Consider the following 25,910-nt stretch of genomic DNA (forward strand, 5'->3'; position numbering starts at 1 on the left):
AGAAAACAAACCCTTAACAGTTGATAAAAACGTTCAGGTTTCGATAACGCTTGTGTTTTTGATCTCGCCTTTGACGCCGGCAGCGGCTAGAGGCTCGATATGGCGTCCCGAAGATTGCAGATCGTGCCCCTTGCGGAGGCAGAGAAGGCCCCTTTCCTGCAAAGGCCTATCGCGCTGTTGATGATCATGGCGGCGGCGATGCCGCTGGCTTTCGCTGTATGGTCGGCGCTTCTGAACAACTTCGTCATCGAGGTGGCCGGGTTTGACGGGGCCGATATCGGCTGGCTGCATTCCGTGCGCGAAATACCTGGATTTCTTGCCATCGGCGTCATCGCGATCATCATCTTCGTGCGAGAGCAGGTTCTGGGCATCGTTTCGCTGGCGATGCTGGGTGCCGCAACGGCGGTGACAGCGTGGTTCCCGAGTTTCGAGGGCCTGCTGATCACCACGATGATCTCCTCCATCGGGTTTCATTACTACGAGACGGTAAACCAGTCTCTGCAACTGCAATGGATACCGAAGGCGGAGGCGCCGCAGGTGCTCGGCAAATTGCTTGCCGTGGCCAGTGGTGCGTCGTTGCTGGCCTACGGTGTGCTGGTGGTCGGCTGGAAGTCGCTGGGGTTGAGCTACAACCTTGTGTACATGGTCGGCGGAGGCGCGACGGTGGCGATCGCGGTGATGTGCTTCTTCCTCTATCCTCAATTCGAGGCGCCGGAGCCGCAGAACAAGAGTTTCGTGCTGCGGCGGCGCTATTGGTTGTATTACGCACTGCAGTTCATGTCTGGCGCGCGGCGGCAGATATTCATTGTGTTCGCGGCCTTCATGATGGTGGAGCGTTTCGGGATGGAGGTGCATCAGCTTACGGCGCTGTTTCTTATCAACTTCATCGCCAACATGGTTTTCGCGCCGTTGATGGGTCGCATGGTTCAGCGGTTTGGCGAACGGCGGGCGCTGATGTTCGAGTATGTCGGGCTGGCGCTGGTATTCCTTGCGTATGGTGGCATCTATTTTTTCGGATGGGGTGTGCTGTTGGCTGGGGCGCTGTACGTGATCGACCATATGCTGTTCGCGCTGGCCTTTGCGCTGAAGACCTACTTCCAGAAAATCGCCGACCCGCGGGACATCGCACCGACGGCGGCAGTTTCATTCACGATTAACCATATTGCGGCCGTGTTCCTGCCGGCACTGCTTGGCTACCTGTGGCTGGTCGATCCCGGCATGGTGTTCGGGTTGGCGGCGGCGATGGCTCTGGTCTCGCTCGGCTTGGCGATGCTGATTCCGCGGCATCCCTCCGCCGGGCATGAGACGATATTTCAGAAACGGCTGCTGGCACCGGCGGAATGAGCGGGGCCGGTGAGCCGCGGTTTGTCACCGGCTCCACCCTTCGGCATGTGGTGGTGATGACCGTTGCCGGATCTGCGGGCCTGCTGTTCATGTTCCTCGTCGACTTCATCGCCCTGTGGTGGATCGGGCAGTTGCGGGACGAGCAACTGGTGGCAGCGGTGGGGTTTGCCTGGACGATCCAGTTTGCCGCCGTGTCGGTCGGGATCGGGCTGATGATTGCGACGCTGGCATTGGTAAGCAGGGCCCTCGGGCGCAACGACAATGACGGCGCACGGCGGCTGGCGACGTCTGCCATGGTGCTGACGGTCGGGTTGCAGACAGCGGTGGCGGTGCTGGTGCTGATCTTCCGGCGGGAGATACTTGCCGTTTCCGGTGCCGAGGGCGAGACGCTGGAGATCGGGGCGAGGTACCTCGCCCTGTCCACGCCATCGCTGACGGTCATGGCGCTGTCGATGGTGGCTGCCGCCGTGCTGCGGGCCAAGGGCGAGGCTCTGCAATCCATGAGCGTCACACTTTCCGCCGGGGCGGTGTCGTTGGTTGCGGACCCCGCGCTGATCATCTGGGCAGGGCTGGGGGTGGATGGCGCGGCTTACGGGGTGGCGGTGTCGCGCTGCGTGTCGGCTGCCGTGGGGTTCTGGATGGTGGCGCGGTGGCATGGCCTGTTCGGGCGCCCGCGCTGGGAGGACATCCGTGCCACCTGGGTGCCATTCATGGCCATCGCGATGCCGGCTGTGGCCACGCAGATGTCGACGCCGTTCGGCAATTGGGTGCTGACCCTGGCGATTGCCGAGCATGGCGACAGCGCCGTGGCCGGTTGGGGTGTGGTGACGCGCCTGACGGTGCTGGCCTTCGGAGGTATCTTTGCACTGTCCGGTGCCATCGGTGGTATCTTCGGCCAGAATTACGGCGTCGGGCGGATGGATCGGGTGGCTGCGACCTATCTGGATGCTCTGAAGTTCTGCGTGGTTTATACGCTTGTGGTCTGGGCGGCGCTGGCGGCGGCGGATGGCTGGATGATCCGCTCCTTCGCCCTGTCGATCGAGGGAGCCGAGGTTGTGCGGGCGTTCACGCGCTATGCAGCCGGAGCATTCCTTTTCACCGGGGCGTTGTTTGTGGCCAATTCTGCTTTCAACAATCTGGACCGGCCGTTGTGGAGCACCGGTTTCAACTGGTTGCGCGACGGGCTGTTGATGTACCCCACGGCCTTGCTGATGGGCGGCTGGCTGGGCGCGGCGGGGGTAATCTATGCGCAGGCTGTGGCAGGTGTCATCGTCGGGGTGGTGGCAGCGGCCGCCGGGTGGCACTATGTAAAGAGCCTGAGAGGGCGTGTGCCTGTCGCCGCGCCCGGATGAGGAGGAACAGATGATTTTTGGGCTGGGCAAGAAACCGGAAATGCCGGATGCCGGTGCCGCGATGCCGGGCCGCAGCGAGCCGATTCCGACGGCGGAAACGCATTTCGTCAACGGGCGCAAGTTGCACGGGCCGTTCCCAGAGGGAATGGAACAGGTACAGATCGGTATGGGCTGTTTCTGGGGTGTGGAGCGGATCTTCTGGAAACTGGAGGGTGTGTGGGTGACCGCCGTAGGGTATGCCGGCGGTGCGACGCCGAACCCGACCTACCGTGAGGTCTGCACGGGGCAGACCGGACAGAACGAGGTTGTGTTGGTGGTCTTCGACCCGACGGTGATTTCTTTCGAACAGGTTCTGAAGGTGTTCTGGGAGGGACATGACCCTACGCAGGGCATGCGTCAGGGTAACGATGTCGGCACGCAGTACCGCTCCGCCATCTATTACACCAGCGAGGCGCAGAAGGCGGCGGCAGAGGCGAGCAAGGCACTGTATCAGGAACGGTTGAATGCGGCGGGCCGCGAGGCAATCACCACCGAAATCCGGGCTGCGGGACCATTCTATTACGCCGAGGACTATCATCAGCAGTACCTCGCCAAGAATCCGGCTGGTTATTGTGGCATCGGCGGCACCGGCGTGGCTTGCCCGATCGGCACGGGTGTTGCAACCGAGGCCTGAGCCTGTGGGCGGAGCGCCGATCTGCGACCCGCCAGTGCGCGGCGAGATGGGGCGTTTGCGCCCCTCTTCTTCCTGTTGCGCGTTGCGGGGCTGGTGATTTGCAGCACTCTGACCTAAAGCTCTCGCCGAAGACAGCGAGGGCCTGAGCCATGACCACCTTTACGGCGTTGACGACACTTAAGGCACGCGATGCCGCCGAGCGGCTGGGCGACGCGATGGAACGGCTGGAGCCGGCGCCGACCGGCGTCGGCGTTTTCGAGATCGAGGACGGCAGCGGTACCTGGGAAGTCGGCGGCTATTTCCTCGAACGTCCCGACACGGCTGCGCTGGCCCTGCTGGCAGCGGTCTTCGGTGCTGCGCCATTTGCCGTCAGCAAGCTGGATGACAGGGACTGGGTTGCGCAAGTGCGCCGCGAGCTTTCGCCGGTGGAGGCGGGACGGTTCGTCGTCTATGGCTCCCACGACGCGGCGCGCATTCCCGCGCAGAAGATCGGCTTGCAGATCGAGGCGGCGATGGCCTTTGGCACCGGCCATCATGCGACGACGCAGGGGTGCCTGTTGTCATTGGATGCTCTGATCCGGCAAGGGCGGGTCGCGCGCAACACTGCCGACATCGGCTGCGGTACAGGCGTGCTGGCCATGGCTGCGCGGGCGGCGTTTCATCGTGAGGTGATCGCCGCCGACATCGACGGGATCGCAGTGGCGACGGCGCGGGCCAATATGGTGGCGAACGGGTTTGGCGCGGGTGTGCCCTGTGTACGTGCGCCGGGGTTTCGCAGTGGCGTACTGCGGGCGCGGGCGCCGTTCGATCTGGTGATGGCCAATATCCTCGCCGGGCCGTTGAAACGGCTGGCGCCTGATATGAGCCTGCACATTGAACCGGGCGGTTTTGCCATCCTGTCGGGTATTCTCAACAGGCAGGCGGTGTCTGTCGAGAATGTTTACGAGGGCCACGGTTTCGCGGTGCGTCGGCGTCGGCGCATCGGCGAATGGACCACGTTGACGCTTGAGCGCGCATGAAAAAGCCCACCCCGGGACTGGCGGAGTGGGCTTTCACACCTGTAATCGGCGAGAATATCAGGCGCGGGCTGCGAGGCCTTGCGAAAGCTCCGTGATCATGCCGCGTTCCAGACCGATATCGGCCAACTCACGATCGGTCAGACCGGCGAGGGCCTTTTCCGTCTGACGGGTCAGCCACCAGCGGCGGACGGCTGCATAGAGTTCGTCGGCCAGCGACACGACCTGGTAGACGGTGATTGCGCCGAACGGCGCTGTGCGGGGGGTCTCGATAAGAGCCATCGGGGCATTCCTTGTACTGGCTGAAGTGTTACAATTTACCGGCCGGGGGGCGGTATCGGCTCGGCGCACATATGAGAGTTGCCGGTCCGGCGCAAATGGTATTTTTGCATGGCTCGCATGCATTTTTTGCAAGAGTCGCAGGGGTTTGGTTAACGGTGTCGTTTTCGGATCGGGCCGTGTCGCGAAAGTGCCTCGTCGATGCCGCTTGGCGTCTGTTCACCTTTCGTGCTAAGTACAATTCAACGAAAATGTGAGGCAGATATGCGGGTGATCGGGATCGATCCGGGCTTGAGGCGGATGGGCTGGGGTATCGTTGATGTCGATGGCCAGAAAACGCGGCATGTCGCCAATGGTGTCTGCACCTCTGCCGGGGGCGATCTGGCAGTGCGATTGTGCGATCTGCATCGGCAGTTGACCGAAGTTGTCGCGCGTTATGCGCCGGAGACGGCTGCCGTGGAACATACCTTCGTGAACAAGGATGCCGCGGGCACGCTGAAGCTGGGACAGGCGCGCGGGATCGCGTTGCTGGTGCCGGCGCAGGCAGGGCTGGTGGTTGCGGAATATGCTCCAAATGCGGTGAAGAAGGTGGTCGTCGGTGTCGGCCACGCGGAAAAGCAGCAGGTAGAGCATATGGTGCGGATGCAGATGCCCGGAATCGATATCGCCGGACCGGATGCGGCGGATGCGCTGGCGATCGCGCTCTGCCATGCCCACCACGCGCAATTCGCGGGCAAGCTGGATGCTGCGCTGGCCCGGGCGGCTGGCGCATGATCGGCAAGATCACCGGGCGGTTGGACCATTGCGGGCTGGACTACGCCATGGTCGAGGCCGGGGGGGTCGGCTACGTGCTGCATTGCTCGGAGCGGACGTTGCGAGCGCTGCCCGAGGCAGGATCGTTCGTGGCGCTGTATACGGAACTGGTGGTGCGGGAAGACCTGATGCAACTCTTCGGGTTCCTGACGCCGGCGGAGAAGGAGTGGCACCGGTTGCTGACCTCAGTGCAGGGGATCGGGGCAAAGGTGGCGATGGCCATTCTCGGCACGCTGGGACCGGACGGCGTAGGGCGGGCAATCTCGCTGGGTGATGTGGCGGCGGTGAAGGCGGCACCGGGTGTCGGGCCAAAGACGGCACAGCGGGTGATTCTGGAACTGAAGGACAAGGCACCGGCAGTGATGGCGCTGGGCGCGAAGGGGGCCGCACCGGCCACGGCTGCGGGCGTGCCCGCAGCCCCTGCGGCGGGGCCGCAGGCACCGCAGGATGCGGTGGTGGCCTCTCCGCCTGTTGCCGATGCCGGCATTCAGGCCGATGCGCTGTCTGCCCTTGTAAACCTCGGCTATGCGCCCGGTGAGGCGGCCGCTGCGGTGGCAACTGTGGCGGCGGAGGACGGTGCAGAGGTCTCTGCCGTGATCCGGGATGCACTGCGGCTGCTGGCGCCGAAAGGATAAGTGATGAGCGAGCCCGATCCGGACCTGCGTGGGCAGCAGCAGCCACAGGACATTGACCGCGCGCTCCGGCCGCAGACGCTGGATGCGTTTGTCGGGCAGGCGGAGGCGCGGGCGAACCTGGCGGTGTTCATCGAGTCGGCGCGGCGGCGGGGCGAGGCTATGGATCACACGTTGTTTTACGGGCCGCCGGGGCTGGGCAAGACGACGCTGGCCCAAATTGTCAGCCGGGAACTGGGGGTCAACTTCCGGATGACGTCCGGGCCGGTGCTGGCGAAGGCCGGTGATCTGGCCGCGATCCTGACCAATCTCGAAGCGCGCGACGTGCTGTTTATCGATGAAATTCATCGGCTTAACCCGGTGGTGGAGGAGGTGCTCTACCCGGCGCTGGAGGATTTCGAGCTGGATCTGGTGATCGGGGAGGGCCCGGCGGCGCGGACGGTGCGGATCGACCTGCAACCCTTCACGCTGGTGGGCGCGACGACCCGGCTGGGGCTGCTGACGACGCCGCTGCGGGACCGGTTCGGGATACCGACGCGATTGGAATTTTATACGGTAAATGAACTGGTTAGCATCGTTTCGCGGGCGGCGCGGCTGTTGAATGCGGAGGCGACGCAGGAGGGTGCGGAGGAGATTGCGCGGCGGGCACGGGGTACGCCGCGGATCGCGGGGCGGCTGTTGCGCCGGGTCGTGGACTTCGCGCTGGTGGAGGGTGACGGGCGGATCGACCGGGCGATTGCTGACCGGGCGCTGACGCGACTGGGGGTGGACGACCTCGGGCTCGACGGGGCCGACAGGCGCTATCTCCTTCTTTTGGCTGAAAATTATGGCGGCGGGCCGGTGGGCGTGGAGACGATCGCGGCGGCGCTGAGCGAGGCGCGGGACGCGATCGAGGAGGTGATCGAGCCCTACCTGCTGCAACAGGGACTGATCCTGCGCACGCCGCGCGGGCGGATGCTGGGGCAGAAGGCCTGGGTGCATCTCGGGCTGACGGCCCCGAAACCACCGGGGCAGGGACAGCTTTTCGAGCCGGACTGAAAACGGCGTTTTTGAAGTATGGATTTGGTATGGGTTCGGTATGGTTTTGGTATGGGTGATTGCAGATGAGCAAAGAGCCGCATTTCGGCACCAGACTTGAGGACTTCGAGCCGCTCTGGCCCGCTGAAAAGGTGCTGGCCACCTGGGCCTGGACGGGCCTCATCGTGGTCATCGGCAACGACGTCCCGCCCGACCCCGCCCCCCGCAACCGCCGCATCCGCGCCAGCTTAATCCGCTACCTTGCCCTTGGCGGGTGCGCGGCATGCCGACCGGGGCCGAAGGGCGTGCGGGTGTGGGGTGCGTACATCGATGGCGACGGGCCGGAACGGGCAGAGACACGCGGGCTCGACCTTGAAGGCTGCGCGGTGAAGGGTGATCTGCTTCTGGGCTATTGCCGCATCCCCGAAATGATGCTCCTGCGCCGCGCCAAGCTGCGGCTTCTGAACCTCCAAGGCTCGCACCTCGGGCGGGCGGTGCCGGCAGAGAAGGCCGGCACCGCGCTGTCAGCCGACGGGTTGGACGCTGCGGGCGGTGTGTTCCTGCGCGGTGCGCACGCCACGGGCGAGGTGCGGCTGCTGGGGGCGAAGCTGGGCGGGAACCTCGAGTGCGATGGTGGGACGATCACGGCGGGGGAGAGTGGCAGTGCGCTAAACGCTACCGAGTGCACCGTGACGGGCACGTTTTTCTGGCGGTCCGGCAAAGTGAATGGGGAGGTGCGGCCGGCGCGGGCCGAGGGTGCGCTGGTGCTGTCCGGTGCGAAAGTCGGACACCTTATTGATGATCAAGCCTCATGGCCCGGCAAGGGCGATCTGAGACTTGACGGGTTCCGCTATGGCGCAATCACCGGCGGGCCGGTGAGCGCCGAAGCGCGGTTGCGCTGGCTGGACCTGCAGGAGCCTACGAAGGTTGGAGAAGATTTCTGGCCGCAGCCTTATGAGCAGCTCGCCAAAGTGCTGCGCGAGATGGGGCATCGGAAGGATGCGCGGAAGGTTCTGATCCGGAAGGAAGAGTTGCAGTGGGCGGATGACAAGCAGCGGGTTGGCTACCGGGGCTGGGCGCTCTGGTGGCGGAGTGCGTGGGACTGGCTCTTGCGTTGGACCATTGCTTACGGCTACCGACCCTTGCAGGCGCTTTGGCCACTGGCGGCGATATGGTTTGTCGGTGTGTTGCTTTATTGGACGGCATGGGAAAACGGGGCGTTCAAGCCGAACAATGCCTTCGTACTGAGGTCGGACGAATGGGTGCTGTGCGCGACAACGCAACCCGACATTGCCAAGCTGTCGGCGGAAGAATTTCAGGAGCGAAGCAGGCGCTGGCAGGGCAAGGGTTACGCACATCAGGTGGACTGTTTCGAGGATCAGGCCGAGGCGCGAAGCTACCCGGAGTTTCAGTCGGCGCTCTATTCGCTCGATGTGCTGGTGCCGCTCGTGCATCTGGAGTTGCAGGAATACTGGCTGCCGGACGAGGCGACGACGCTGGGCGCGGTTGCACGAGGGTTCCACTGGGTGCAGATCATCGCGGGATGGGCGCTTTCGCTGCTTGCCGTTGCAGGGTTTTCCGGGCTGGTGCGCAATGACTGAGGTTTTGACGCCCGAGCGGGTGGCGGGGATGTTCACGCAGTCGGATGGGGCGTTTCGGTTTGCGCGGTGGGCGCGGCCGCTGGCGCCGGTGATTTTCGGGACGGATGATGCCTCGCTCGGGCCTTTGAAGGACGGGTTGCGGGTGGTGGCGAGCCTTGCCGACCTCTCGCTGGTGGAAGCGGACCCGGAGTTTGGCTCCAACTTCATGATGTTCTTCTGCCGGGACTGGGCGGAGTTGCGCGACGTGCCGGACATGGGACGGATGCTGCCGGATTTCGACGGGCTGATCGGGCGGCTGGAGGCGGCGGGCGCGAACCAGTATCGCCATTTCGCCCATGAGCCGGACGGCGCGATCCGGTTCTGTGTCTGCCTGCTGCGGATGGATGCGGCGCTGGCGGCGATGCCGGCGGAGGATCTGGCGCAATTACAGGCGGCGCGCAGCCTGCTGTTGTGGTCCGATACGGCGTTTCGCGACCGCAGCCCGCTGGCGCAGGTGCCGGCGGGGACGATCGTGGCGCCGGATGTGGCGGCGCTGATCCGGGCGGGGTATGACCGGGCGCTGCCGGACGCGAGCGACGACCCGGCGCTGGCGTACCGGCTGGCGGCGCGGGCGGGGCTGCTTCTGGGAGATCTGGCATGACGCATCGAATGAGCCTGCGTGTCTATTACGAGGACACGGACATGGCGGGGATCGTATATTACGCCAACTACCTGAAGTTCCTGGAGCGGGGGCGTTCGGATGCGGTACGGGAGGTTGGCTGCGACCAGCTGGACATGCGCGACCGGCTGGGGATCGTGTTCGTGGTGCGACGGGTGGAGATCGACTATCTGGCCCCGGCGCGGATGGACGACGTACTGGTGGTGGAAACGGTGACGTCGAAGCTGGGCGGGGCGACAATGGTGATGGACCAGCGGGTGCTGCGAGGGGAAACGGTGCTGGTGGCGGCGTCGGTGAAGGTGGCGATCATGAGCCTTGGCGGGCGGCCCGCGCGGCTTCCGGCGGAAATTCGCCAGCAACTTGCCACACTGATGGAATAGACGTGGCAGGGTTGCCCGGTATTGCCTTCTCTTGTGGACATTTCAGCGTATTTTCGACACAAACCGACTTTAGTAGGCTATCATAGGCCTCAAGCTGGCATGAATGACCGGCGTTGCGGCAGTACGCGAGAGAGCAGGCAGTATGGAAACGGAAGCACTCGGCGCAGCGAGCGAACTTGATTTTTCGCTTTTGGCGCTTTTTTTGCGGGCCACGATCACCGTAAAGATCGTGATGGTCATCCTGATCGTCGCCTCGATCTGGTCCTGGGCGATCATCATCCAGAAGCATATCACCTATCGGCGCGCGCGGGCGGATGCGGACAGTTTCGAGGATGCCTTCTGGTCCGGGCAGGCGCTGGATCAGGTTTACGAGGAAATCAGCGATGATCCGCGTGGCGGATCGGAGAAGGTCTTTGTCGCCGGCATGAAGGAATGGCGGCGATCGCTGAGCACGGATGCGCGGATGATCGCGGGGGCCGAGGCGCGGATCGACCGGGCGATGAACGTGGCGATCGGGCGCGAGAGCGACGATATCGCCAAGGGGCTGGGCTTCCTGGCAACGGTGGGGTCGATCTCTCCGTTCGTGGGGCTGTTCGGGACGGTCTGGGGCATCAAGTATGCCTTCGAGGAAATCGCGATCCAGCAGTCCACGAACCTCGCCGTTGTGGCGCCGGGGATCGCCGAGGCGCTGCTGGCGACGGCGCTTGGCCTGCTGGCGGCGATTCCGGCGGTGGTGTTCTACAACAAGCTGTCCGGCGATGCGGACAGGCTGAATGCGCGGCATGAAGCCTTTGCCGACGAGTTCTCGATGATCCTGTCCCGTCAGATCGAAGTGTCGGAGGACTGAGCCATGGGCGCGGGCGTGATGCAGAAGGGCGGAGGCGGCGGACGTGGCGGCAGGCTGAAGGGCCGGGTGCGCAACAAGCCGATGGCCGAGATCAACGTCACCCCGTTCGTGGACGTCATGCTGGTGCTGCTGATCATCTTCATGGTCGCGGCGCCGCTGCTGACGGTGGGGGTGCCGGTGCAACTGCCGGAGACGGCAGCGAAGGCCCTGCAGCAGGAGCGGGAAGAGCCGCTGTCCATTACCATGCAGGCAGATGGCAAGGTTTTGGTGCAGGAGACGGAAGTCGACAAGGCGCAGTTGGTGCCGCTGCTGCGGGCGGTGATCGCGCAGCGGTCGGATGACAAGATTTTCCTGCGGGCCGACACGACATTGCCGTATGGCGAGATTGCCATCGTGATGGGCGCGCTGAATGCCGCCGGGTATCGCAACATCGGTCTGGTGACCGATGGGGGCGGACCGCTGCTGAACGGAGCCTCCGGCGAGGGAGGCAACCAGTAACGCGGGATGAAGACAGGGTTTGCCATATCAGGGGGGGCGCATGCGGTATTTCTGCTGATCGCGGCCTTCGGCTTGCCCTGGCTGGACCCGCATGAGCAGAAGCAGGAGACGGTAACCACCGTCGAGCTTATTGACGCCTCCGAGTTCAACCAGCCGCCGCCGAGTGCGCCGGAAGTGGCGCCCGACATCGCGATGACCGAGTTCGAGACCATGGAAATACCGAGCTTCGAGGATGAGTTCGACGTCGAGGTGGCCGAGGCAGATGTGGCACCGGAGGAAACGGTTCAGGACTATGTCGAGGACCCGTCGGAGCAGGACAAGGCGGCCGATCTGTCGGCGTTGCTGGAGGCGCTGGCCCAACCGGAAGTAGCTGTGGACGTGGGCGAGATCGAGGAAGTGGCGGATACGCAGATCGCGACGAACATGCCCGCGACCTCTATTCCCTCGGCACCGCGGGCGCCTTCGCGTCCGACACCCTCGCTGCCGGGAGCAAGCAGTTCAAACGCGCCTCCACGCTCGCCGGGATTGCCGCCGCCGCCGAAGGAATCTTCGCCGAAGATCGACACATCTTCCGACACGCCAAAAGAGGAAGATCCGGTCGAGGAGCAACCTGAAGAGACACCGGTGGCTGAGGAGCAACCGGAGGAGACGCCGGAAGAGGTGGTCGAGGACCAGCCCGAAGAGCCGACACCCGAAGAGTTGGAAGCGCAGCAGCTTGCCTCTGTCCGCCCGCGGGTAAAACCGCGTGATTTCGAAAAGGTGGTCTCTGCGCAGGAACAGATCGCGGCGGTGATGGCCGAGGCGGCAAGGATCAAGGCGGAGCAGGAAGCGGCGGCAGCGGCGGAGGCCGAGGCTGCGCAACAGGCGGAGCAGGAAACGGCGGATGCCGAAGCGAAGGCGATTGCCGATGCGCTGAAGCAGGCGGAGGCCGAAGCCGAGGCACAGGCTGCTGCGGCGGCGGCGCGGGATGTGCCTTTGGGGCCGCCGATCAACTCCGTCGACAGTAGCGCCTTTTTCGCACGTATCGCCGATTGCTGGGTCTTCGATCCCGGAACCGCGAATGCCAACCAGATCGTTTTCACGCTGCGGTTCGCGCTGGAGCCGGACGGTTCCGTGGTGGGTGGCAGCGTGGAGGTGGTCGAACCCTCGGACTGGCGCAAACCGGGTCTGGAGCAGGCGGTGACATCGGCCATTCGCGCGGTGAACCGTTGCGGCAACAAGAACATGATCCTGCCGGCAGAGAGCTATGGCCGCTGGCAGAACGCACAGTTGACGTTCGATCCGAGACGGAAGGCACTTTCCTGGTAAGGTGAGTGCCAAAGGGGCGGAGAGCAGGCAAAGCTTCGCTGACAGAGTTGACCCGGACAGAATGACGCTCAGATAACAAGGCGCGAGAGCAGGAGTGGGGAAGACATGAAACAGGCTTTTGCAGCGGCGCTGACGGCGCTGGCGATGATGATGCCGGTTGCCGGCCTGGCGCAGCCATCGTGCCCGGACGAGACGACAATTTGCGGTACAATCGAGAGTTTCTCGGTCGAGCCGCTGCCTTTTGCCGCCCCGACCTTTGTGCCGGAGAACCCCGGCGCCGCCGATGTCGCCCGCCAGTTGACGGACGTTGTGAAGGCCAACCTGTCTGGCACAGGTCTGTTCCGGGAAATTCCGCCGGAGGCGCATATCGGGCGTATCACCAATTTCGATGCGCCGGTGCAGTTCAGCGACTGGTCGCCAATCAACACCGCTGCGCTGGTCACCGGCTCCGTCAGCACAACGTCGGACGGGCGGATTGCCGTCAAATTCCGGCTTTGGGACGTAGAGTTGCAGCGTGAACTCGGCTCTGGCCAGCAGTTCGCCGGCCCGGCCGGATCCTGGCGGCGCATGGCGCACAAGGTTTCCGATCAGGTCTACTCCCGTTTGACGGGTGAGGCGGGTTATTTCGACAGCCGGATCGCCTTTGTTTCCGAGACAGGGCCGAAATCCGACCGCAAGAAGCGGATCGCGGTGATGGATCAGGATGGCGCGAACGTGACCTACCTGACGGATGACAGCACGCTGGTGCTGGCCCCGCGCTGGTCGCCGGACGACCGCAGCATCATCTTCACCAGCTATGCCAGCGGCAAACCGCAGGTACGGTTGCTGGATGTTGCGACATTGCAGAGCCGCAGTTTCGGTGATTTCGGACAGGTGGCATTCGCGCCCCGGTTCTCGCCGGACGGGCAATCGGTGGTGATGTCGCTGAACGACGGGGCGAACACGGATATCTATCGCGTCGACCTGGCCTCCGGTACACGCACGCGGCTGACATCCTCGCCCGCGATCGAAACCGCGCCGAGCTATTCACCGGATGGCAGCCAGATCGTGTTCGAGAGCGATCGGTCCGGCCAGCAACAGCTTTACGTGATGCCGGCGAGTGGCGGCGAGGGCAATCGGATCAGCTTCGGCCAGGGGAAATACGGCACGCCGGTCTGGTCACCGCGTGGTGACCTGATCGCCTTTACCAAGATCAACCAGGGGCGGTTCCATATCGGGGTGATGCGTACCGATGGCTCCGACGAGCGGCTGTTGACGACGAGCTTTCTCGACGAAGCGCCGACATGGTCCCCGAATGGCCGGGTCATCAGCTTCCTGCGGGAGACCGAAGGCGAGGGTGGTGCGCCGTCTTTGTGGACAGTGGACATCACCGGGCGGAACCTGAAGCGTTTGCCGACGCCGAATTTCGCGTCCGATCCGGGCTGGTCCGGCCTGCTGCCGTAACCGTGCCGAAACGCCGTTGACAGTAGGCGAACCCTTGCAAACATGCTAAAAAGCAGCCAAGGGGCGCGAAAGCTCCGTGGAAAATACTTGGCGAGCAGGCACCGGAAGGCGGTAACAGGCATGAAAACAACGAGAATTCTTTTGGTCGGCATGGTTCTGGCATTGGCGGCGTGCAGCCGTGGCGAAGATGCCGGTGGGTTGTTCGGCAACGGCGGCGGGTCGCTGGATGACAATTTCGGCACCGGTGCGGGCACCGTGCTGGGGCCGGACGGGCGCCCCATCGACCCCAACAGCCCAGCCTATTTCACCCAGGTGATCGGCGACCGCGTGCTGTTTCCCGTGGATCAGCACCTGCTGACGGCGGAAGCGCGGACGACGCTGGACCAGCAGGCCACATGGTTGCTGGCGCATCCGGGCGGGCAAATCACCATCGAGGGCCATGCGGATGAGCAGGGCACCCGGGATTACAACATAGCGCTGTCCAATCGCCGTGCGGCGGCGGTGCGCGATTACCTGGTGACAAAGGGGCTGCCCGACAGCCGCCTGACGATCATTCCGTTCGGCAAGGAGCGACCCATCGAAGTCTGCTCTCAGGAAAGCTGCTATGCCAAGAACCGGCGGGCGGTGACGGTGGTTTCCGGCTTCCCGGGGGCTTGAGCCTTCCGGGGTAACGCATAACGGACATGGGAGAGTGGGCCATGCGGATTTTGGCGATTGCGGTGTTGTGTCTTGTGCCGGGTTTTGCCCCGGCGCAACCGATCGAGGGTGAATCGCTGAGCGATATCCGCACTGATCTGACGGCGCTGGAGGGAATGATCACCGGACTGCGGCAGGAGTTGCAGGGCGGTGCGGGGCAGGTGAACGCCGGGATCGTCAACGCTGCACCGATCCTGGAACGGATCCAACTGCTGGAGAGCGAAGTCACGCGGGTGACCGGTGAGGTGGAGAAACTGCGTGCGCGGGTCGAGAAGGTCGTATCCGACGGCACCAACCGGCTGGATGACCTGAAGTACCGGGTGACCGAACTGGAAGGCGGCGACATCGGCAACATTCCGGCGACACCGCCGCTGGGGACGCAATCGGGCGGAACTGCGCAACCGCCGGCGACTGCTGGCGGCACGGCCTCTACCGATGTGCCGATCACCGGCGCGGTGAGACCGCGGCTGCGCGACGGCACGCCCACCGCCGGGCTGGCGGAGGGGTTCGCCAACGGGACGACAACGCTCGACCCCGTGACGAGCGCGCCGGTGACCACCGACCCGTCCACGACGCTGCCTCCGGTGCCTGACCTTTCCGGCGGCACGGATACGGCGCGGCCGGAACTGGCGCTGGCGGAACAGGAGACCTTCGACAGGGCCAAGGCGGCTTTCGATGCGGGGAACGACGCGCAGGCGACGCTGCTGTTCAACGAGTACCTGTTGACCTATCCCGGTGGTGCGCTGAGCGACGAGGCGCAGTTCCTGCGCGGTGAAGCCTTTGCCCGCTCCGGCGACTGGCAGAATGCGACGCGGGCCTATCTTGATACGTTCAGCGGCCAGCCCGAAGGACCGAGGGCGCCCGAGGCGCTCTACAAGGTTGGGCGCAGTCTGGGAATGCTGGGGCGGGTGCCCGAAGCCTGCCAGACGCTGCAGGAGGTTTTGAACCGCTATCCGGCGGCGTCGCCCGCGATACTTCAGCAGGTGCAAACGGAGCAGCAGACGCTTTCCTGTCTCTGATGGCGGGTCATGTCGGGCCGGAAGCGGCGCTGGCGGCCGGGTTGCGCAATGCTCCGGCCGGGAGGCTTGGCGTGGCGGTGTCCGGCGGCAGCGATTCAGTGGCCCTGATGCATCTGCTGGCGGCAAGTGGCCGGGAGATCGCCGTGGCGACCGTTGATCACGGCTTGCGGGCTGAGGCGGCGGAGGAGGCGAAGGGCGTGGCCGCGGCAGCGCGGGCGCTGGGCCTGACCTGCGATATCCTGGAATGGCGTGGATGGGACGGTGCCGGCAACGTGCAGGATGCAGCGCGGGCAGCGCGGCGGCGGCTGCTTGGGGCATGGGCTGCTGCGCAGGGGCTTGCGGGTGTGGCGCTGGGGCACACGCTCGACGATCAGGCGGAGACGTTCCTGATGCGGCTGGCGCGGGGCTCCGGTGTCGACGGGCTGGCAGCGATGCAGACGGTGAGCCGTGGCGAACATGTGCCGTGGCTGCGGCCGCTGCTGAAGGCGCGGCGGTCGGATCTGCGCGACTGGCTGACAGCGCAGGGAATTGGCTGGGTGGAAGACCCTTCCAACGACGACCAGCGTTTCGACAGGGTTCGGCTGCGCAAGGCAATGCCGTTGCTGGAAGACCTTGGACTATGGCCAGAGCGGCTGGCGGCAACGGCGGACCGGATGGCCATGGCACGAACGGCGCTGGAGGCGCTGGCGGCTGAGGCGGCAGGTGATGTGCTGAGGCCAGATCCGCTGGGATATATGACGATACAGCCGGAGGCGCTGGCAACACTGGCGGAGGAGACACGGCTGCGTCTGTTGGCGGCGGCGTTGAACTGGGTGGGCGGCACGATCTACCGGCCGCGGATCGCAGCGCTGCGGGAATTTCTTCAGGGGCTGCGCGAGCCGGGATTCGCCGGCCGCACGCTGCACGGCGTGGTGGCGGAACCGCTGGGCGAGACGGTGATCCTTGTGCGGGAGCCGGACAAGGCCGGTGGGCCGGTGATTGCCGGGAAAGTCTGGGACGGGCGCTGGCGGACCAACGGACCAGACGGAACGGAGGTGCGGGCGCTGGGGGCGGACGGGCTGGCGCAACTGGGCGACTGGCGGGCGCTGGGACATCCGCGCACGGCGCTGCTGACAGTGCCCGGCATCTTTCGCGACGCGGAACTGATTGCCGCACCCTTTGCAAAGGAAGCAAAAGAATGCGATTGTGTGCTGGTTCTCGGGCCGGCGGCGTTTTTTCAGCGCCTCGCGGGCCGTTGAAACCCCGGCAACGGACCATATGTTATGGGGCTGACAGCGGGTGTCGTGCTTTGCCGGCAGGGAGAGCCGGATCAACAGGAGTCTTTTTGTGGGCAATTCCAAAAACATCGCGTTCTGGATCATCCTATTCGTGCTGCTGCTGGCACTGTTTCAGGTGTTCAGTACGGCGGGGCCAAACGGCAGCGCGCAGGAGGTAAGCTACACGACCTTCCTGGAGCGGGTGGAAGCCAATCAGGTGACCAAGGTCCAGCTCGATGGCGAGAATGTCTACATCTTCGGCACGGACGGGACGCGGACCAAGACAATCCAGCCGCGCGATTCGGAACTGGTGCCGACGCTGCGAGATGCCGGAGTCGAAATAGATGCGGTTCCGCAGGAACAGAGCGGCGTGATGGCGGCGCTTGGCATCTGGCTGCCGTTCCTGCTGCTGATCGGTGTCTGGATTTTCTTCATGAACCGGATGCAAGGCGGTGGCCGTGGCGGGGCGATGGGCTTTGGCAAATCCAAGGCCAAGATGCTGACGGAAAAATCTGGCAAGGTGACGTTCGATGATGTGGCCGGCATCGACGAGGCCAAGGAAGAGCTTGAAGAAATTGTTGATTTCCTGCGCGACCCGCAGAAATTCAGCCGCCTCGGAGGCAAGATTCCGAAAGGCGCGCTGCTCGTCGGCCCGCCGGGCACCGGTAAAACCCTGCTGGCCCGCGCCATCGCGGGTGAGGCGGGCGTGCCCTTCTTCACCATCTCGGGTTCGGACTTCGTCGAGATGTTCGTGGGTGTCGGTGCATCGCGTGTGCGCGACATGTTCGAGCAGGCCAAGAAGAACGCGCCCTGCATCGTCTTCATCGACGAGATCGACGCCGTGGGCCGCCACCGTGGCGCCGGCTATGGCGGCGGCAATGATGAGCGCGAGCAGACGCTGAACCAGCTTCTGGTAGAAATGGACGGGTTTGAGGCGAACGAGGGCGTGATCCTGCTGGCCGCCACCAACCGGCCGGACGTGCTTGACCCCGCTTTGCTGCGCCCGGGCCGGTTCGACCGTCAGGTGCAGGTTACAAACCCGGATATCAAAGGCCGCACAAAGATCCTCGAAGTGCATGCTCGCAAGATCCGGCTGGGGCCGGATGTGGACCTGCGGATCATTGCGCGCGGGACGCCCGGTTTCTCGGGCGCCGATCTGGCAAACCTCGTGAACGAATCGGCGCTGATGGCGGCCCGCACGGGCAAGCGGTTTGTGACGATGGAGGATTTCGAGAACGCCAAGGACAAGGTGATGATGGGGGCGGAGCGCCGCTCCATGGTCATGACCGACGAGGAGCGGAAGCTGACAGCCTATCACGAAGCCGGGCACGCGGTCGTCGGCCTGAACGTGCCGCAGCATGATCCGATCCACAAGGCGACGATCATCCCGCGCGGCCGGGCACTGGGCCTCGTACTGTCGCTGCCGGAGCGGGACCAGCTTTCGGTGACCAAGACGAAGTACAAATCCAAGATCGCGATGGCGATGGGCGGCAAGGTTGCGGAGGAACTGATCTTCGGGCCGGAGAACGTGACTTCGGGTGCCTCGTCCGACATCCAGCAGGTGACACGGATCGCGCGGGCGATGGTGACGCAGTTCGGCATGTCCGAGACACTGGGCAACATCGACTACGCCAATGAGCAGATGACCTACCTCGGCCCGCAGGGCGGGGGCGTCAATGCGGGACCGGAGACCCATGAGGTGATCGACGCCGAAGTGCGCAAGATCGTCGATGAGGGCTATGAGCGGGCCAAGGCGATCCTGACCGAGAAGAACGAGGATCTGCACCGGCTGGCGCAGGGGCTGCTGGAGTACGAGACGCTGACCGGGCCGGAAATCGGCAAGGTCATCCGGGGCGAGCCGCTGAATCGGGGATCCGATGAGGACGATGCGCCGGATCAGGGCGACGACACCAGCGGTATCGCCGCGATTCCGAAGGCAGGCAAGCCGCGCCGCAAGCCGAGTGCCGATGGCGGGATGGAGCCGGAACCGTCCGTCTGAACCTGATGCTGCGTTGAATAGATCAGGCCGTGATGGTTGCCATCACGGCCTTTCGTTTGTCTCACCCCTTGCTGCTGGCTAGGTTAGCGCGGAGCAGGCAAGCAGAACGGACCGACAAAATGCCCATTCTTTCCCCGACCGATCATTATGGCGAAATTACCTGGCTGGGCCGCGTGGCAGACCGGGAGGTGACGCTGCGAGCGGATCCGGTGGAAGCCATGGACTTGCGGTACGAGGGAATCGCTGGCGAGTATCATGGCGGGCTGGTGCGGATGTCCTGCTCCCGCGTCACGTCGCAGTATCCGCGCCATACCGAGATCCGCAATGTTCGCCAGATCACCATCCTTTCGGAGGAGGAACTGGACGCGACGGCGGCGGCGATGGGTGTGCCGGCAATCGATCCGACGTGGGTGGGGGCGAACATCATCCTGCGTGGTATCCCGGACTTTACGCTAATCCCGCCGTCCTCCCGCCTGATCGCGGGCAACGGCACCAGCATGACCGTCGACATGGAGAATGCACCGTGCCAGTTTCCGGCCAAGGAAATCGAGCAGGAACACCCCGGGCTCGGCAAGGGATACAAGGCTGCGGCGACGGGCCGCAGGGGCGTGACGGCGTGGGTGGAACGCCAAGGCAGCCTGAAGATCGGCGACCGGCTGCGCCTGCATATCCCGCCCCAACGCCTGTGGGCGCACGGATGAACGATACCTGCAACCTTCGGCTGACTTGATCTTGTCCGGCGAGCCTCTAAGGTCCGGCGATCAAGATGGACCAGCGAGGGGATGGCATGGCGGCTGAGGTGATTGACGGCAAGGCGTTCGCGGCAGATGTGCGCGGCAAGGTGGCGGACCATGTGGCACGGCTGAAGGCGGATCATGGGCTGGTCCCGGGGCTGGCCGTTGTGCTGGTGGGCGAGGATCCGGCGAGCCAGGTCTATGTGCGCAACAAGGGCAAGCAGACGGTCGAGGCCGGAATGCATTCCGAGGAACACCGCCTGGACGCCGATGTGGATGAGAAGACGCTGCTGGACACCGTGGCGCGGCTGAACGCCGACCCGAAGATCCACGGTATCCTTGTGCAATTGCCGCTGCCGTCGCATCTGAATTCGGACCTGGTGATCAATTCGATCGACCCGGCAAAGGATGTGGACGGTTTCCACATATCCAACGTCGGTCTGCTGGGCACGGGGCAGAAAAGCATGGTGCCCTGCACGCCGCTTGGGTGTCTGATGTTGCTGCGCGACCGGCTGGGCAACCTGTCGGGGCTGAATGCTGTAGTCGTCGGACGATCCAACATCGTCGGCAAGCCAATGGCGCAGCTGCTGCTTGGCGACAGTTGCACTGTGACGATCGCGCACAGCCGGACGAAGGAGATCGAAGCGCTGTGCCGGACGGCAGACATCCTTGTCGCCGCAGTGGGGCGGCCGGAAATGGTGACGGGAGACTGGGTGAAACCGGGGGCCACGGTTATCGATGTCGGTATCAACCGGGTGCCGAACGGTGAAAAGACAAAGCTGGTCGGTGACTGCGACTATGCAAGCTGTGCCGAGGTTGCCGGGGCGATCACGCCGGTGCCGGGTGGCGTAGGACCGATGACGATTGCCTGCTTGCTGGCAAATACAGTGACAGCGTGCTGCCGGGCCAATGGGCTGGAGGAACCGGCGGGGCTGACGGCGTAAGCCTGTCGCCCCGACAATGACACGCCCGCGGTTCGGCGGTCAGGCCGTCTGGCGGATATCCAGAGGGACGGTGCTGGTTCTGCGGCCGGTGAGGATGCAACAGGCATCACTGCCGAAGAGGGTGTTGAGGGCCGGATCGTCGGCCGACAGGCCGCCGGTGTAGGCACCGAAGGCGGGCAGGATCAGCCGGCGCGTGTCATAGACGAAACATGGGCGTGTGACCCGGCCGGCGCGGGTGTGCACGCCGATCTTCGGATGGTAGTGGCCAGAGACTTCGCCGGGCTGTGCGCCGGCTTGCGCGATGTGACGGAAAGTCAGCGGTCCCCGCTCCAGCGCGTCGACGGCGGTGCCGCCAAGGCCGAGATCGCCGGGATCGTGATTGCCTTCGACCCAGAACCATCGGCGACCGGCCATCATTGTGCCGATCTGAATCCGATCCGATTCGTCGAGATGCTCGGCGGCGAGGCCGTCGTCGAAACTGTCGCCGAGGCAGATCACCGTCTGTGGTTCGAGTTCCGTCAACTCGGAGTTCAGGCGTGCGAGTGTTTCCCTGGTGTCGTAGGGCGGAAGCAATGTGCCGCCGCGGCGGGCCATACGCTCAGCCTTTCCGAGATGGAGGTCGGATACGCAGAGAAGACGGGCGTCTTCCCACCAGAGGGAACCTGTGCCACGAGCCGTAAGACGGGCATCCTGCAGCGTGAAACTAGTGCTCGACATGAGGACAACAAAACCGGAACATTATGGCCAAGGCAAGGCTTGCAAGCAGCAAATTGTCGTGATTGTCACGGCCGGTGGTTTTCCGGTCACGCCAGACCGGCCTCCTGCATCATGCGATCAGCCTCTTCTTGCAACGCTACATCTTGTGCAGAGCCCTGAATCGGCACTTTGCCCAATTCGAGCAGAAGTGGGGCGGCGAAGGGCGTGACGTGCGGGGCGACGATATGGCGTGATTCCGGGGCGCGGGAAAGCATTTCCTCTATCCGGTCGAAGTCCACCAACCCGCGCGACGCTTCCTCTTTCGTGATCTTCAGCATCAGGTGATCGGGATCGTATTTTCGCAGTGTGTCGTAGAGGATGTCGGAGGAAAACGTGGCCTGTCGGCCTGTCTTGCGACGGCCGGGCTGGTTGCGTTCTATCAGCCCGGCGATGATGGCGGAGGCGCGGAAGGTGCGTTTCATGACAGCATTTTCTGCCAGCCAAGATTCGAGGCCGTCGCGCAGGCCGTCGGGCGAGAGCAGCGGGCGGACGTCCTTCACCAGTGTCAGGCCCCAGACAAGCACCGCGTAATCATTGGCAACGAAGCCGGTGGGGTTCAGGCCAAGATCCTCCATCCGGCGGGTCAGGAGCAGGCCGAGGGTCTGGTTGGCGTTGCGGCCGGCGAAGGAATAGAGTGACAGGAAGGCGCGGTCGCCGCGCAGAAACGCCTCCGACAACAAGCCCCCGGGGGCGGGCAGGGCTGAGATATCCCGCTGAAGGTTCAACCAGTCGGCCGTATGGGCGGGGAGATCGGCCCATCGGGCGGGGGTGTTGAGAATGTCGATGACCCGTCTGGAGAGTTCGAGCGATGTGGACATTCGCAGGCCGCCGAAGACGGCGATCTTCGGTTGGCGAGATGGTTGCTTGCTGACCTCGATGGTCATCTCGCGCAGGCCCTCGTAGCGGACGGTCTGACCGCCAATGAGGAACGTATCGCCGGGAACGAGTGAGGCGGCGAAGCTTTCTTCGACTTCACCCAGTGGGGCACCGCGGCCGCGCAGGCGGACGGACAGGGTTTCGGTGCCGATGATCGTGCCGATGTTCATGCGCAGTGCGCGGGCTGTACGCGGATCGCGCAGCTGCCACCGGCCTTCCCGCTGCACCAGTCGCTGCCAGCGATCATAGGCGCGGAGCGCGTAGCCTCCGGTGGCGCAGAATTCCAGCGCCTCCTCGAACTCCGCTCTCAGGAGGGCGCGGTAGGGACCGGCGGTGACGATCTCTTCGTACAGTTCATCCGCCGTGAAAGGCGCCGAACAGGCCATCAGGAGAATATGTTGGCAGAGGACATCCAGCGGACCTTCGGCCTGAACGGTTCGGTCGAGATCTCCCTCCATCACCGCTTCCAGAGCCGCGCGGCATTCGATGACTTCGAAGCGATTGGCCGGGACAAGGAGAGCGCGCGATGGCGTATTGTAACGGTGACCGGCGCGGCCGATACGCTGGACGAGGCGTTTGACATTTCTTGGCGCGCCGACCTGAATGACGAGATCGACATCGCCCCAGTCGATGCCGAGATCAAGCGAAGCGGTGCAGACGATGGCGCGCAACTCGCCGGCGACCATCGCATGTTCCACCCTGGTTCGCGCCTCCCGCGAGAGGCTGCCGTGGTGAAGGGCGATGGGAAGATTTTCTTCGTTGTGGGACCAGAGTTCCTGAAAGAAGAGTTCGGCGGTGGCGCGGGTGTTGATGAAAACGAGGGTGGTGCCGGCTTTGCGGATCTCCTCCATGACGGCGCGCGCGGCGAAACGGCCGCCATGCCCCGCCCATGGCGGTGCGTCGTCGGTGTCGAGCAGGCGGATATCGGGCTTTGGACCCGGGGCGGCATGCACGATTTCGGTGATGCCGGGGGCGAGGTATTCGGCCAGAGCCGGTGGATCATCCACCGTGGCGGAGAGGCCGGTGCGGGCGAGGCCGGGCGCGAGGCTTTGCAGGCGCGAGAGGCAGAGCATGAGCTGATCGCCGCGTTTTGATTCGGCAAGCGCGTGGATTTCGTCAATGACTACGCGGGAAAGCCCGGCGAAAATGCGTGGCGCGTCCTCATAGGAAAGCAGCAGCGCAAGGGACTCGGGCGTCGTGAGCAGGATATGCGGCGGATCGGTCCGCTGGCGGCGACGTTGCGAGTAGGCGGTATCGCCGGTGCGATCCTCGACGCGGACGTTAAGCCCGAGTTCCGCAACCGGGGTTTCAAGGTTGCGGCGGATGTCGGCGGCGAGCGCCTTCAGAGGTGAAATGTAGAGCGTGTGCATGCCAGGGCGCGGGTTGGCGGCCAGATCGACGAGCGTGGGTAGAAAGCCCGCGAGCGTCTTGCCGCCACCCGTCGGAGCGATGAGCAGGGTGGATGTTGCGGAAGCGCGGGCCAACAGTGCGAGTTGGTGGGGATGGGGCTGCCAGCCACGGGTTTCGAACCAGCCCTGAAAGCGGGGCGGCAGGCTCATTTCAACGTTCTGATGGCGTTGATGATCGCCCGGGGCAAGGCAGTGGTGGCACCGGCTGGGGCGGTATCGAGGGCGGAGGTAACGTCCTTGACCAGAATACCCATGGTGTTGGCGGGGTCGAAGGCTTCCTCCGCCCAGTCGATTGCGGCGAAGTGGCGGGAGAACCATGTCTGTCCGGAGCTGGTTTCCGCGACCTCGCGGAACCTTTCGCCGGAGATGCCGGCCTCTGCCGCCCAGTCGAGCGCCAGACGGGTGGTGGCGACGGAACTGGCGGCGATCATGTTGTTGAGAACCTTCATTACCATTCCTGCGCCGAGCGGGCCGAGGTGGTGGATGTTTGTACCCATGGCGTCAAACAGCGGCATCAGTGGCGTGATATGGGCGGTGTCGCCGCCGAGCATGAAGGCCAGACGGCGTTCGCGGGCCGCGACAGGCGCGCCCGACATCGGGGCGTCGATCAGTGCCACCCGGGTGGGCAGTCGGCGGCGCAGATCGTGGATGTAGCTGGGCGCGACGGTGGACGAGATGACGAGCGTGGTGAGGTTGGGGGCCGAAGCCATGGCCTGATCGCCGAAGAGCAAAGCCTCTGTCTGGGGGATGTCGCGGACGATGGAGAAGAGGGTGGCGACTTCTCGGAGGCTCTCCACTGGAACGAGGTGAGCGGCGAATTCGCCGAAATCGGTGGCGGGGCGGACATCGTGGGCGACAAGGTTTGCGCCGCCGGCCAGCATCGCCTCCGCCATCGGGCGGCCCATTGCACCGCAGCCTGCTACTCCGATTCTCATGGAAAGAGAATGTGGGGTTTTGCGGAGGCAGGGCAAGGCTTGCGGGCCCCGAGTGTGCGGCTTTGCCGCCCACCGGCCCACCCGCCAGCCATGCCCGCAGTCGGGTTACTCTTCGAGGAAGAGGTTTTCCCACGCGCGGTCGATCAGTTCCGGCGTAAGCTGCTTCGGCAGCCCTTCATAATCGCAGATCGACAGGACCTGATCGATGAGGAAGGGGGCGTGGTAGTTGGCGAACTGGTTATCCCGTTCCGGGTACTTTTCCTTGAGAAGGTAAGTGAGGATCCCTTCGTCCGGCTTGATCTTGTAATGCCGTGAGGTTTTCACGAACACCTTGATGAAGTCGTCCCGGTTGGGGTTATCCACCTTGATCTTGTAGTAGATACGCCGCAGGGCCGCGCCATCGAACATTTCCGTTGGTGCGAAGTTCGTGGAGAAGATCACCAGCGTGTCGAAGGGCACCATGAACTTCTGGCCGGATTGCAGCGAGAGGATATCGAAGCTCGCCTCCATCGGAACGATCCAGCGGTTGATGAGCGCCTGTGGCGGCTCCGACTGGCGGCCCAGGTCATCGATGATGAACACGCCGCCGGTGGCCTTGAGCTGCAGGGGCGCCTGATAAGTGCGGCTGACCTTGTTGTAGTTGAGGTCGAGCATGTCGAGCGTGAGTTCACCACCCGTCATGACCGAGGGGCGTCGGCAAAGAACGTAGCGGGCATCATGCGTGGCCCCGGCGCGGCGAAGGGCGTTCGGGTTGTCGACGCTGGTCTTGGCGAGGGTGTGGACAATTGGGTCATAGACGGAAATGACCTGGCCGCCGTATTCGAGGAACTGGGGCACGTAGATGTTGTCGCCGAGTGCGTCCCGGATGCCGTTGGAGATGGACGATTTACCGGTACCCGGCGGACCGTAGAGCAGGACGGAACGGCCGGAGTTCACTGCAGGACCCAGCTTGTCGAGCATGCCGGCCGGCAGGACGAGGTGCGACATGGATTTTTCCAGCCGCTCCTGGCTGATGACGGCATCGCCGATCTGCTGCTTGGCGGTCTGTTTCCAGAACTGATCCAGGGGCACGGGCAGGGCGCCATAGTATTCCGACTGGGTGAGGGCGTCCAGCGCGCGAGCGCGGCCACCTTCGGTAAGCTGGTAGCGCAATGCCGAGGTCGTCGATGCGCCGCGGGCCCCCAGAGTTTCGATGAGGTTGTCGCCCCGCGCCACGTCGATGAGTTCCTGGGCGAGTGGCGGCACGACGGCGAGCGCCTTGGCGATATCGACGAGATTGGTGAGCGAACGGCGGAACATCGTCTTGAGAAGGATGTCGCGCATCAACACCGCTTCCAGCCCGGTTTCTTCCAGGGTGTGGGGAGACTTGGGCGCTTTTTCACGCTCCGGGTGGTTGGCCATATCGTTCATCTGCGCACTCCGGTT

Annotated in this window: 25 protein-coding genes; 20 read left to right on the forward strand and 5 right to left on the reverse strand. The window is 64.2% G+C overall.

Features of this window, described 5'->3' with window-relative positions; genetic code table 11:
- Positions 1-99: 99 nt before the first annotated feature.
- The 4 genes from GO499_RS19415 to GO499_RS19430 all read left to right on the forward strand — a co-directional run bounded on the left by GO499_RS19415 (position 100) and on the right by GO499_RS19430 (position 4,388).
- Entirely contained in the window at positions 100-1,344 is a 1,245-nt protein-coding gene (locus GO499_RS19415) for an MFS transporter (RefSeq protein ID WP_161863742.1), read from the forward strand.
- Positions 1,341-2,696, forward strand: a complete 1,356-nt coding sequence (locus GO499_RS19420; RefSeq protein ID WP_161863743.1) for an MATE family efflux transporter — start codon at positions 1,341-1,343, stop codon at positions 2,694-2,696. Before GO499_RS19415 ends, GO499_RS19420 begins: the two co-directional genes overlap by 4 nt.
- 10 nt (positions 2,697-2,706) lie before the next feature.
- Positions 2,707-3,369 (forward strand): peptide-methionine (S)-S-oxide reductase MsrA, encoded by a 663-nt coding sequence (gene msrA / locus GO499_RS19425; protein ID WP_161863744.1) that lies wholly within the window; start codon positions 2,707-2,709, stop codon positions 3,367-3,369.
- Between the two features lie 149 nt (positions 3,370-3,518).
- Complete coding sequence (locus tag GO499_RS19430) at positions 3,519-4,388, forward strand: 50S ribosomal protein L11 methyltransferase (RefSeq protein ID WP_161863745.1); 870 nt, start codon at positions 3,519-3,521, stop codon at positions 4,386-4,388.
- Between the two features lie 57 nt (positions 4,389-4,445).
- On the opposite strand, the gene GO499_RS19435 is transcribed toward GO499_RS19430, so the two are convergent.
- On the reverse strand, positions 4,446-4,667 hold the full coding sequence (locus GO499_RS19435) for a DUF1127 domain-containing protein (protein ID WP_161863746.1): 222 nt from the start codon (positions 4,665-4,667) through the stop codon (positions 4,446-4,448).
- Between the two features lie 261 nt (positions 4,668-4,928).
- Between GO499_RS19435 and ruvC the strand changes: the two genes are divergently transcribed.
- From ruvC to folD, 16 genes are all read left to right on the forward strand, one after another.
- The gene (ruvC, locus tag GO499_RS19440; RefSeq protein WP_161863747.1) at positions 4,929-5,438 is read left to right on the forward strand and encodes a crossover junction endodeoxyribonuclease RuvC; all 510 of its coding nucleotides are present in this window, start codon (positions 4,929-4,931) and stop codon (positions 5,436-5,438) included.
- Entirely contained in the window at positions 5,435-6,112 is a 678-nt protein-coding gene (gene ruvA, locus GO499_RS19445) for a Holliday junction branch migration protein RuvA (RefSeq protein WP_161863748.1), read from the forward strand. The genes ruvC and ruvA overlap by 4 nt, the downstream gene beginning before the upstream one ends.
- A 3-nt stretch (positions 6,113-6,115) precedes the next feature.
- Positions 6,116-7,147: a Holliday junction branch migration DNA helicase RuvB gene (gene ruvB, locus GO499_RS19450; RefSeq protein WP_161863749.1), complete on the forward strand. Its 1,032-nt coding sequence runs from the start codon at positions 6,116-6,118 to the stop codon at positions 7,145-7,147.
- A gap of 65 nt (positions 7,148-7,212) precedes the next feature.
- A complete protein-coding gene (locus GO499_RS19455; protein ID WP_161863750.1) occupies positions 7,213-8,727 on the forward strand; it encodes a hypothetical protein in 1,515 nt (504 codons plus the stop codon).
- On the forward strand, positions 8,720-9,367 hold the full coding sequence (locus tag GO499_RS19460; RefSeq protein ID WP_161863751.1) for a hypothetical protein: 648 nt from the start codon (positions 8,720-8,722) through the stop codon (positions 9,365-9,367). The genes GO499_RS19455 and GO499_RS19460 overlap by 8 nt, the downstream gene beginning before the upstream one ends.
- The gene (gene ybgC / locus GO499_RS19465; protein ID WP_161863752.1) at positions 9,364-9,765 is read left to right on the forward strand and encodes a tol-pal system-associated acyl-CoA thioesterase; all 402 of its coding nucleotides are present in this window, start codon (positions 9,364-9,366) and stop codon (positions 9,763-9,765) included. The genes GO499_RS19460 and ybgC overlap by 4 nt, the downstream gene beginning before the upstream one ends.
- Positions 9,766-9,907: 142 nt before the next feature.
- Positions 9,908-10,612: a protein TolQ gene (gene tolQ / locus GO499_RS19470; RefSeq protein WP_161863753.1), complete on the forward strand. Its 705-nt coding sequence runs from the start codon at positions 9,908-9,910 to the stop codon at positions 10,610-10,612.
- 3 nt (positions 10,613-10,615) lie between these two features.
- A complete protein-coding gene (tolR, locus tag GO499_RS19475; RefSeq protein WP_161863754.1) occupies positions 10,616-11,110 on the forward strand; it encodes a protein TolR in 495 nt (164 codons plus the stop codon).
- A gap of 6 nt (positions 11,111-11,116) precedes the next feature.
- A complete protein-coding gene (locus tag GO499_RS19480) occupies positions 11,117-12,418 on the forward strand; it encodes a hypothetical protein (protein ID WP_161863755.1) in 1,302 nt (433 codons plus the stop codon).
- Positions 12,419-12,523: 105 nt separating this feature from the next.
- Positions 12,524-13,861, forward strand: a complete 1,338-nt coding sequence (gene tolB, locus GO499_RS19485; RefSeq protein WP_284154825.1) for a Tol-Pal system beta propeller repeat protein TolB — start codon at positions 12,524-12,526, stop codon at positions 13,859-13,861.
- Between the two features lie 120 nt (positions 13,862-13,981).
- Positions 13,982-14,518 (forward strand): peptidoglycan-associated lipoprotein, encoded by a 537-nt coding sequence (locus GO499_RS19490; protein ID WP_161863756.1) that lies wholly within the window; start codon positions 13,982-13,984, stop codon positions 14,516-14,518.
- Positions 14,519-14,559: 41 nt separating this feature from the next.
- On the forward strand, positions 14,560-15,576 hold the full coding sequence (gene ybgF / locus GO499_RS19495) for a tol-pal system protein YbgF (RefSeq protein WP_161863757.1): 1,017 nt from the start codon (positions 14,560-14,562) through the stop codon (positions 15,574-15,576).
- Positions 15,576-16,814 (forward strand): tRNA lysidine(34) synthetase TilS, encoded by a 1,239-nt coding sequence (gene tilS / locus GO499_RS19500; RefSeq protein ID WP_161863758.1) that lies wholly within the window; start codon positions 15,576-15,578, stop codon positions 16,812-16,814. Before ybgF ends, tilS begins: the two co-directional genes overlap by 1 nt.
- Positions 16,815-16,902: 88 nt before the next feature.
- The gene (gene ftsH / locus GO499_RS19505) at positions 16,903-18,831 is read left to right on the forward strand and encodes an ATP-dependent zinc metalloprotease FtsH (protein WP_161863759.1); all 1,929 of its coding nucleotides are present in this window, start codon (positions 16,903-16,905) and stop codon (positions 18,829-18,831) included.
- A 119-nt stretch (positions 18,832-18,950) separates the two neighbouring features.
- Positions 18,951-19,532 carry an MOSC domain-containing protein gene (locus GO499_RS19510; RefSeq protein WP_161863760.1) on the forward strand — a complete coding sequence of 194 codons (582 nt, stop codon included), beginning with the start codon at positions 18,951-18,953 and terminating at the stop codon, positions 19,530-19,532.
- 86 nt (positions 19,533-19,618) lie between these two features.
- A complete protein-coding gene (folD, locus tag GO499_RS19515; RefSeq protein ID WP_161864080.1) occupies positions 19,619-20,509 on the forward strand; it encodes a bifunctional methylenetetrahydrofolate dehydrogenase/methenyltetrahydrofolate cyclohydrolase FolD in 891 nt (296 codons plus the stop codon).
- A 39-nt stretch (positions 20,510-20,548) separates the two neighbouring features.
- Here the strand turns inward: folD and pdeM are convergent, their stop codons facing one another.
- The 4 genes from pdeM to GO499_RS19535 form a co-directional block, all read right to left on the reverse strand.
- Positions 20,549-21,226 (reverse strand): ligase-associated DNA damage response endonuclease PdeM, encoded by a 678-nt coding sequence (pdeM, locus tag GO499_RS19520; RefSeq protein ID WP_161863761.1) that lies wholly within the window; start codon positions 21,224-21,226, stop codon positions 20,549-20,551.
- Positions 21,227-21,312: 86 nt separating this feature from the next.
- Positions 21,313-23,700: a ligase-associated DNA damage response DEXH box helicase gene (locus GO499_RS19525; RefSeq protein WP_161863762.1), complete on the reverse strand. Its 2,388-nt coding sequence runs from the start codon at positions 23,698-23,700 to the stop codon at positions 21,313-21,315.
- Complete coding sequence (locus tag GO499_RS19530) at positions 23,697-24,455, reverse strand: NAD(P)-dependent oxidoreductase (RefSeq protein ID WP_284154826.1); 759 nt, start codon at positions 24,453-24,455, stop codon at positions 23,697-23,699. Before GO499_RS19530 ends, GO499_RS19525 begins: the two co-directional genes overlap by 4 nt.
- Before the next feature lie 135 nt (positions 24,456-24,590).
- Positions 24,591-25,886: a DUF8689 domain-containing protein gene (locus tag GO499_RS19535; RefSeq protein ID WP_161864081.1), complete on the reverse strand. Its 1,296-nt coding sequence runs from the start codon at positions 25,884-25,886 to the stop codon at positions 24,591-24,593.
- Between the last annotated feature and the right edge of the window lie 24 nt (positions 25,887-25,910).

It is taken from the genome of Algicella marina, assembly GCF_009931615.1.
GTDB lineage: Bacteria > Pseudomonadota > Alphaproteobacteria > Rhodobacterales > Rhodobacteraceae > Algicella > Algicella marina.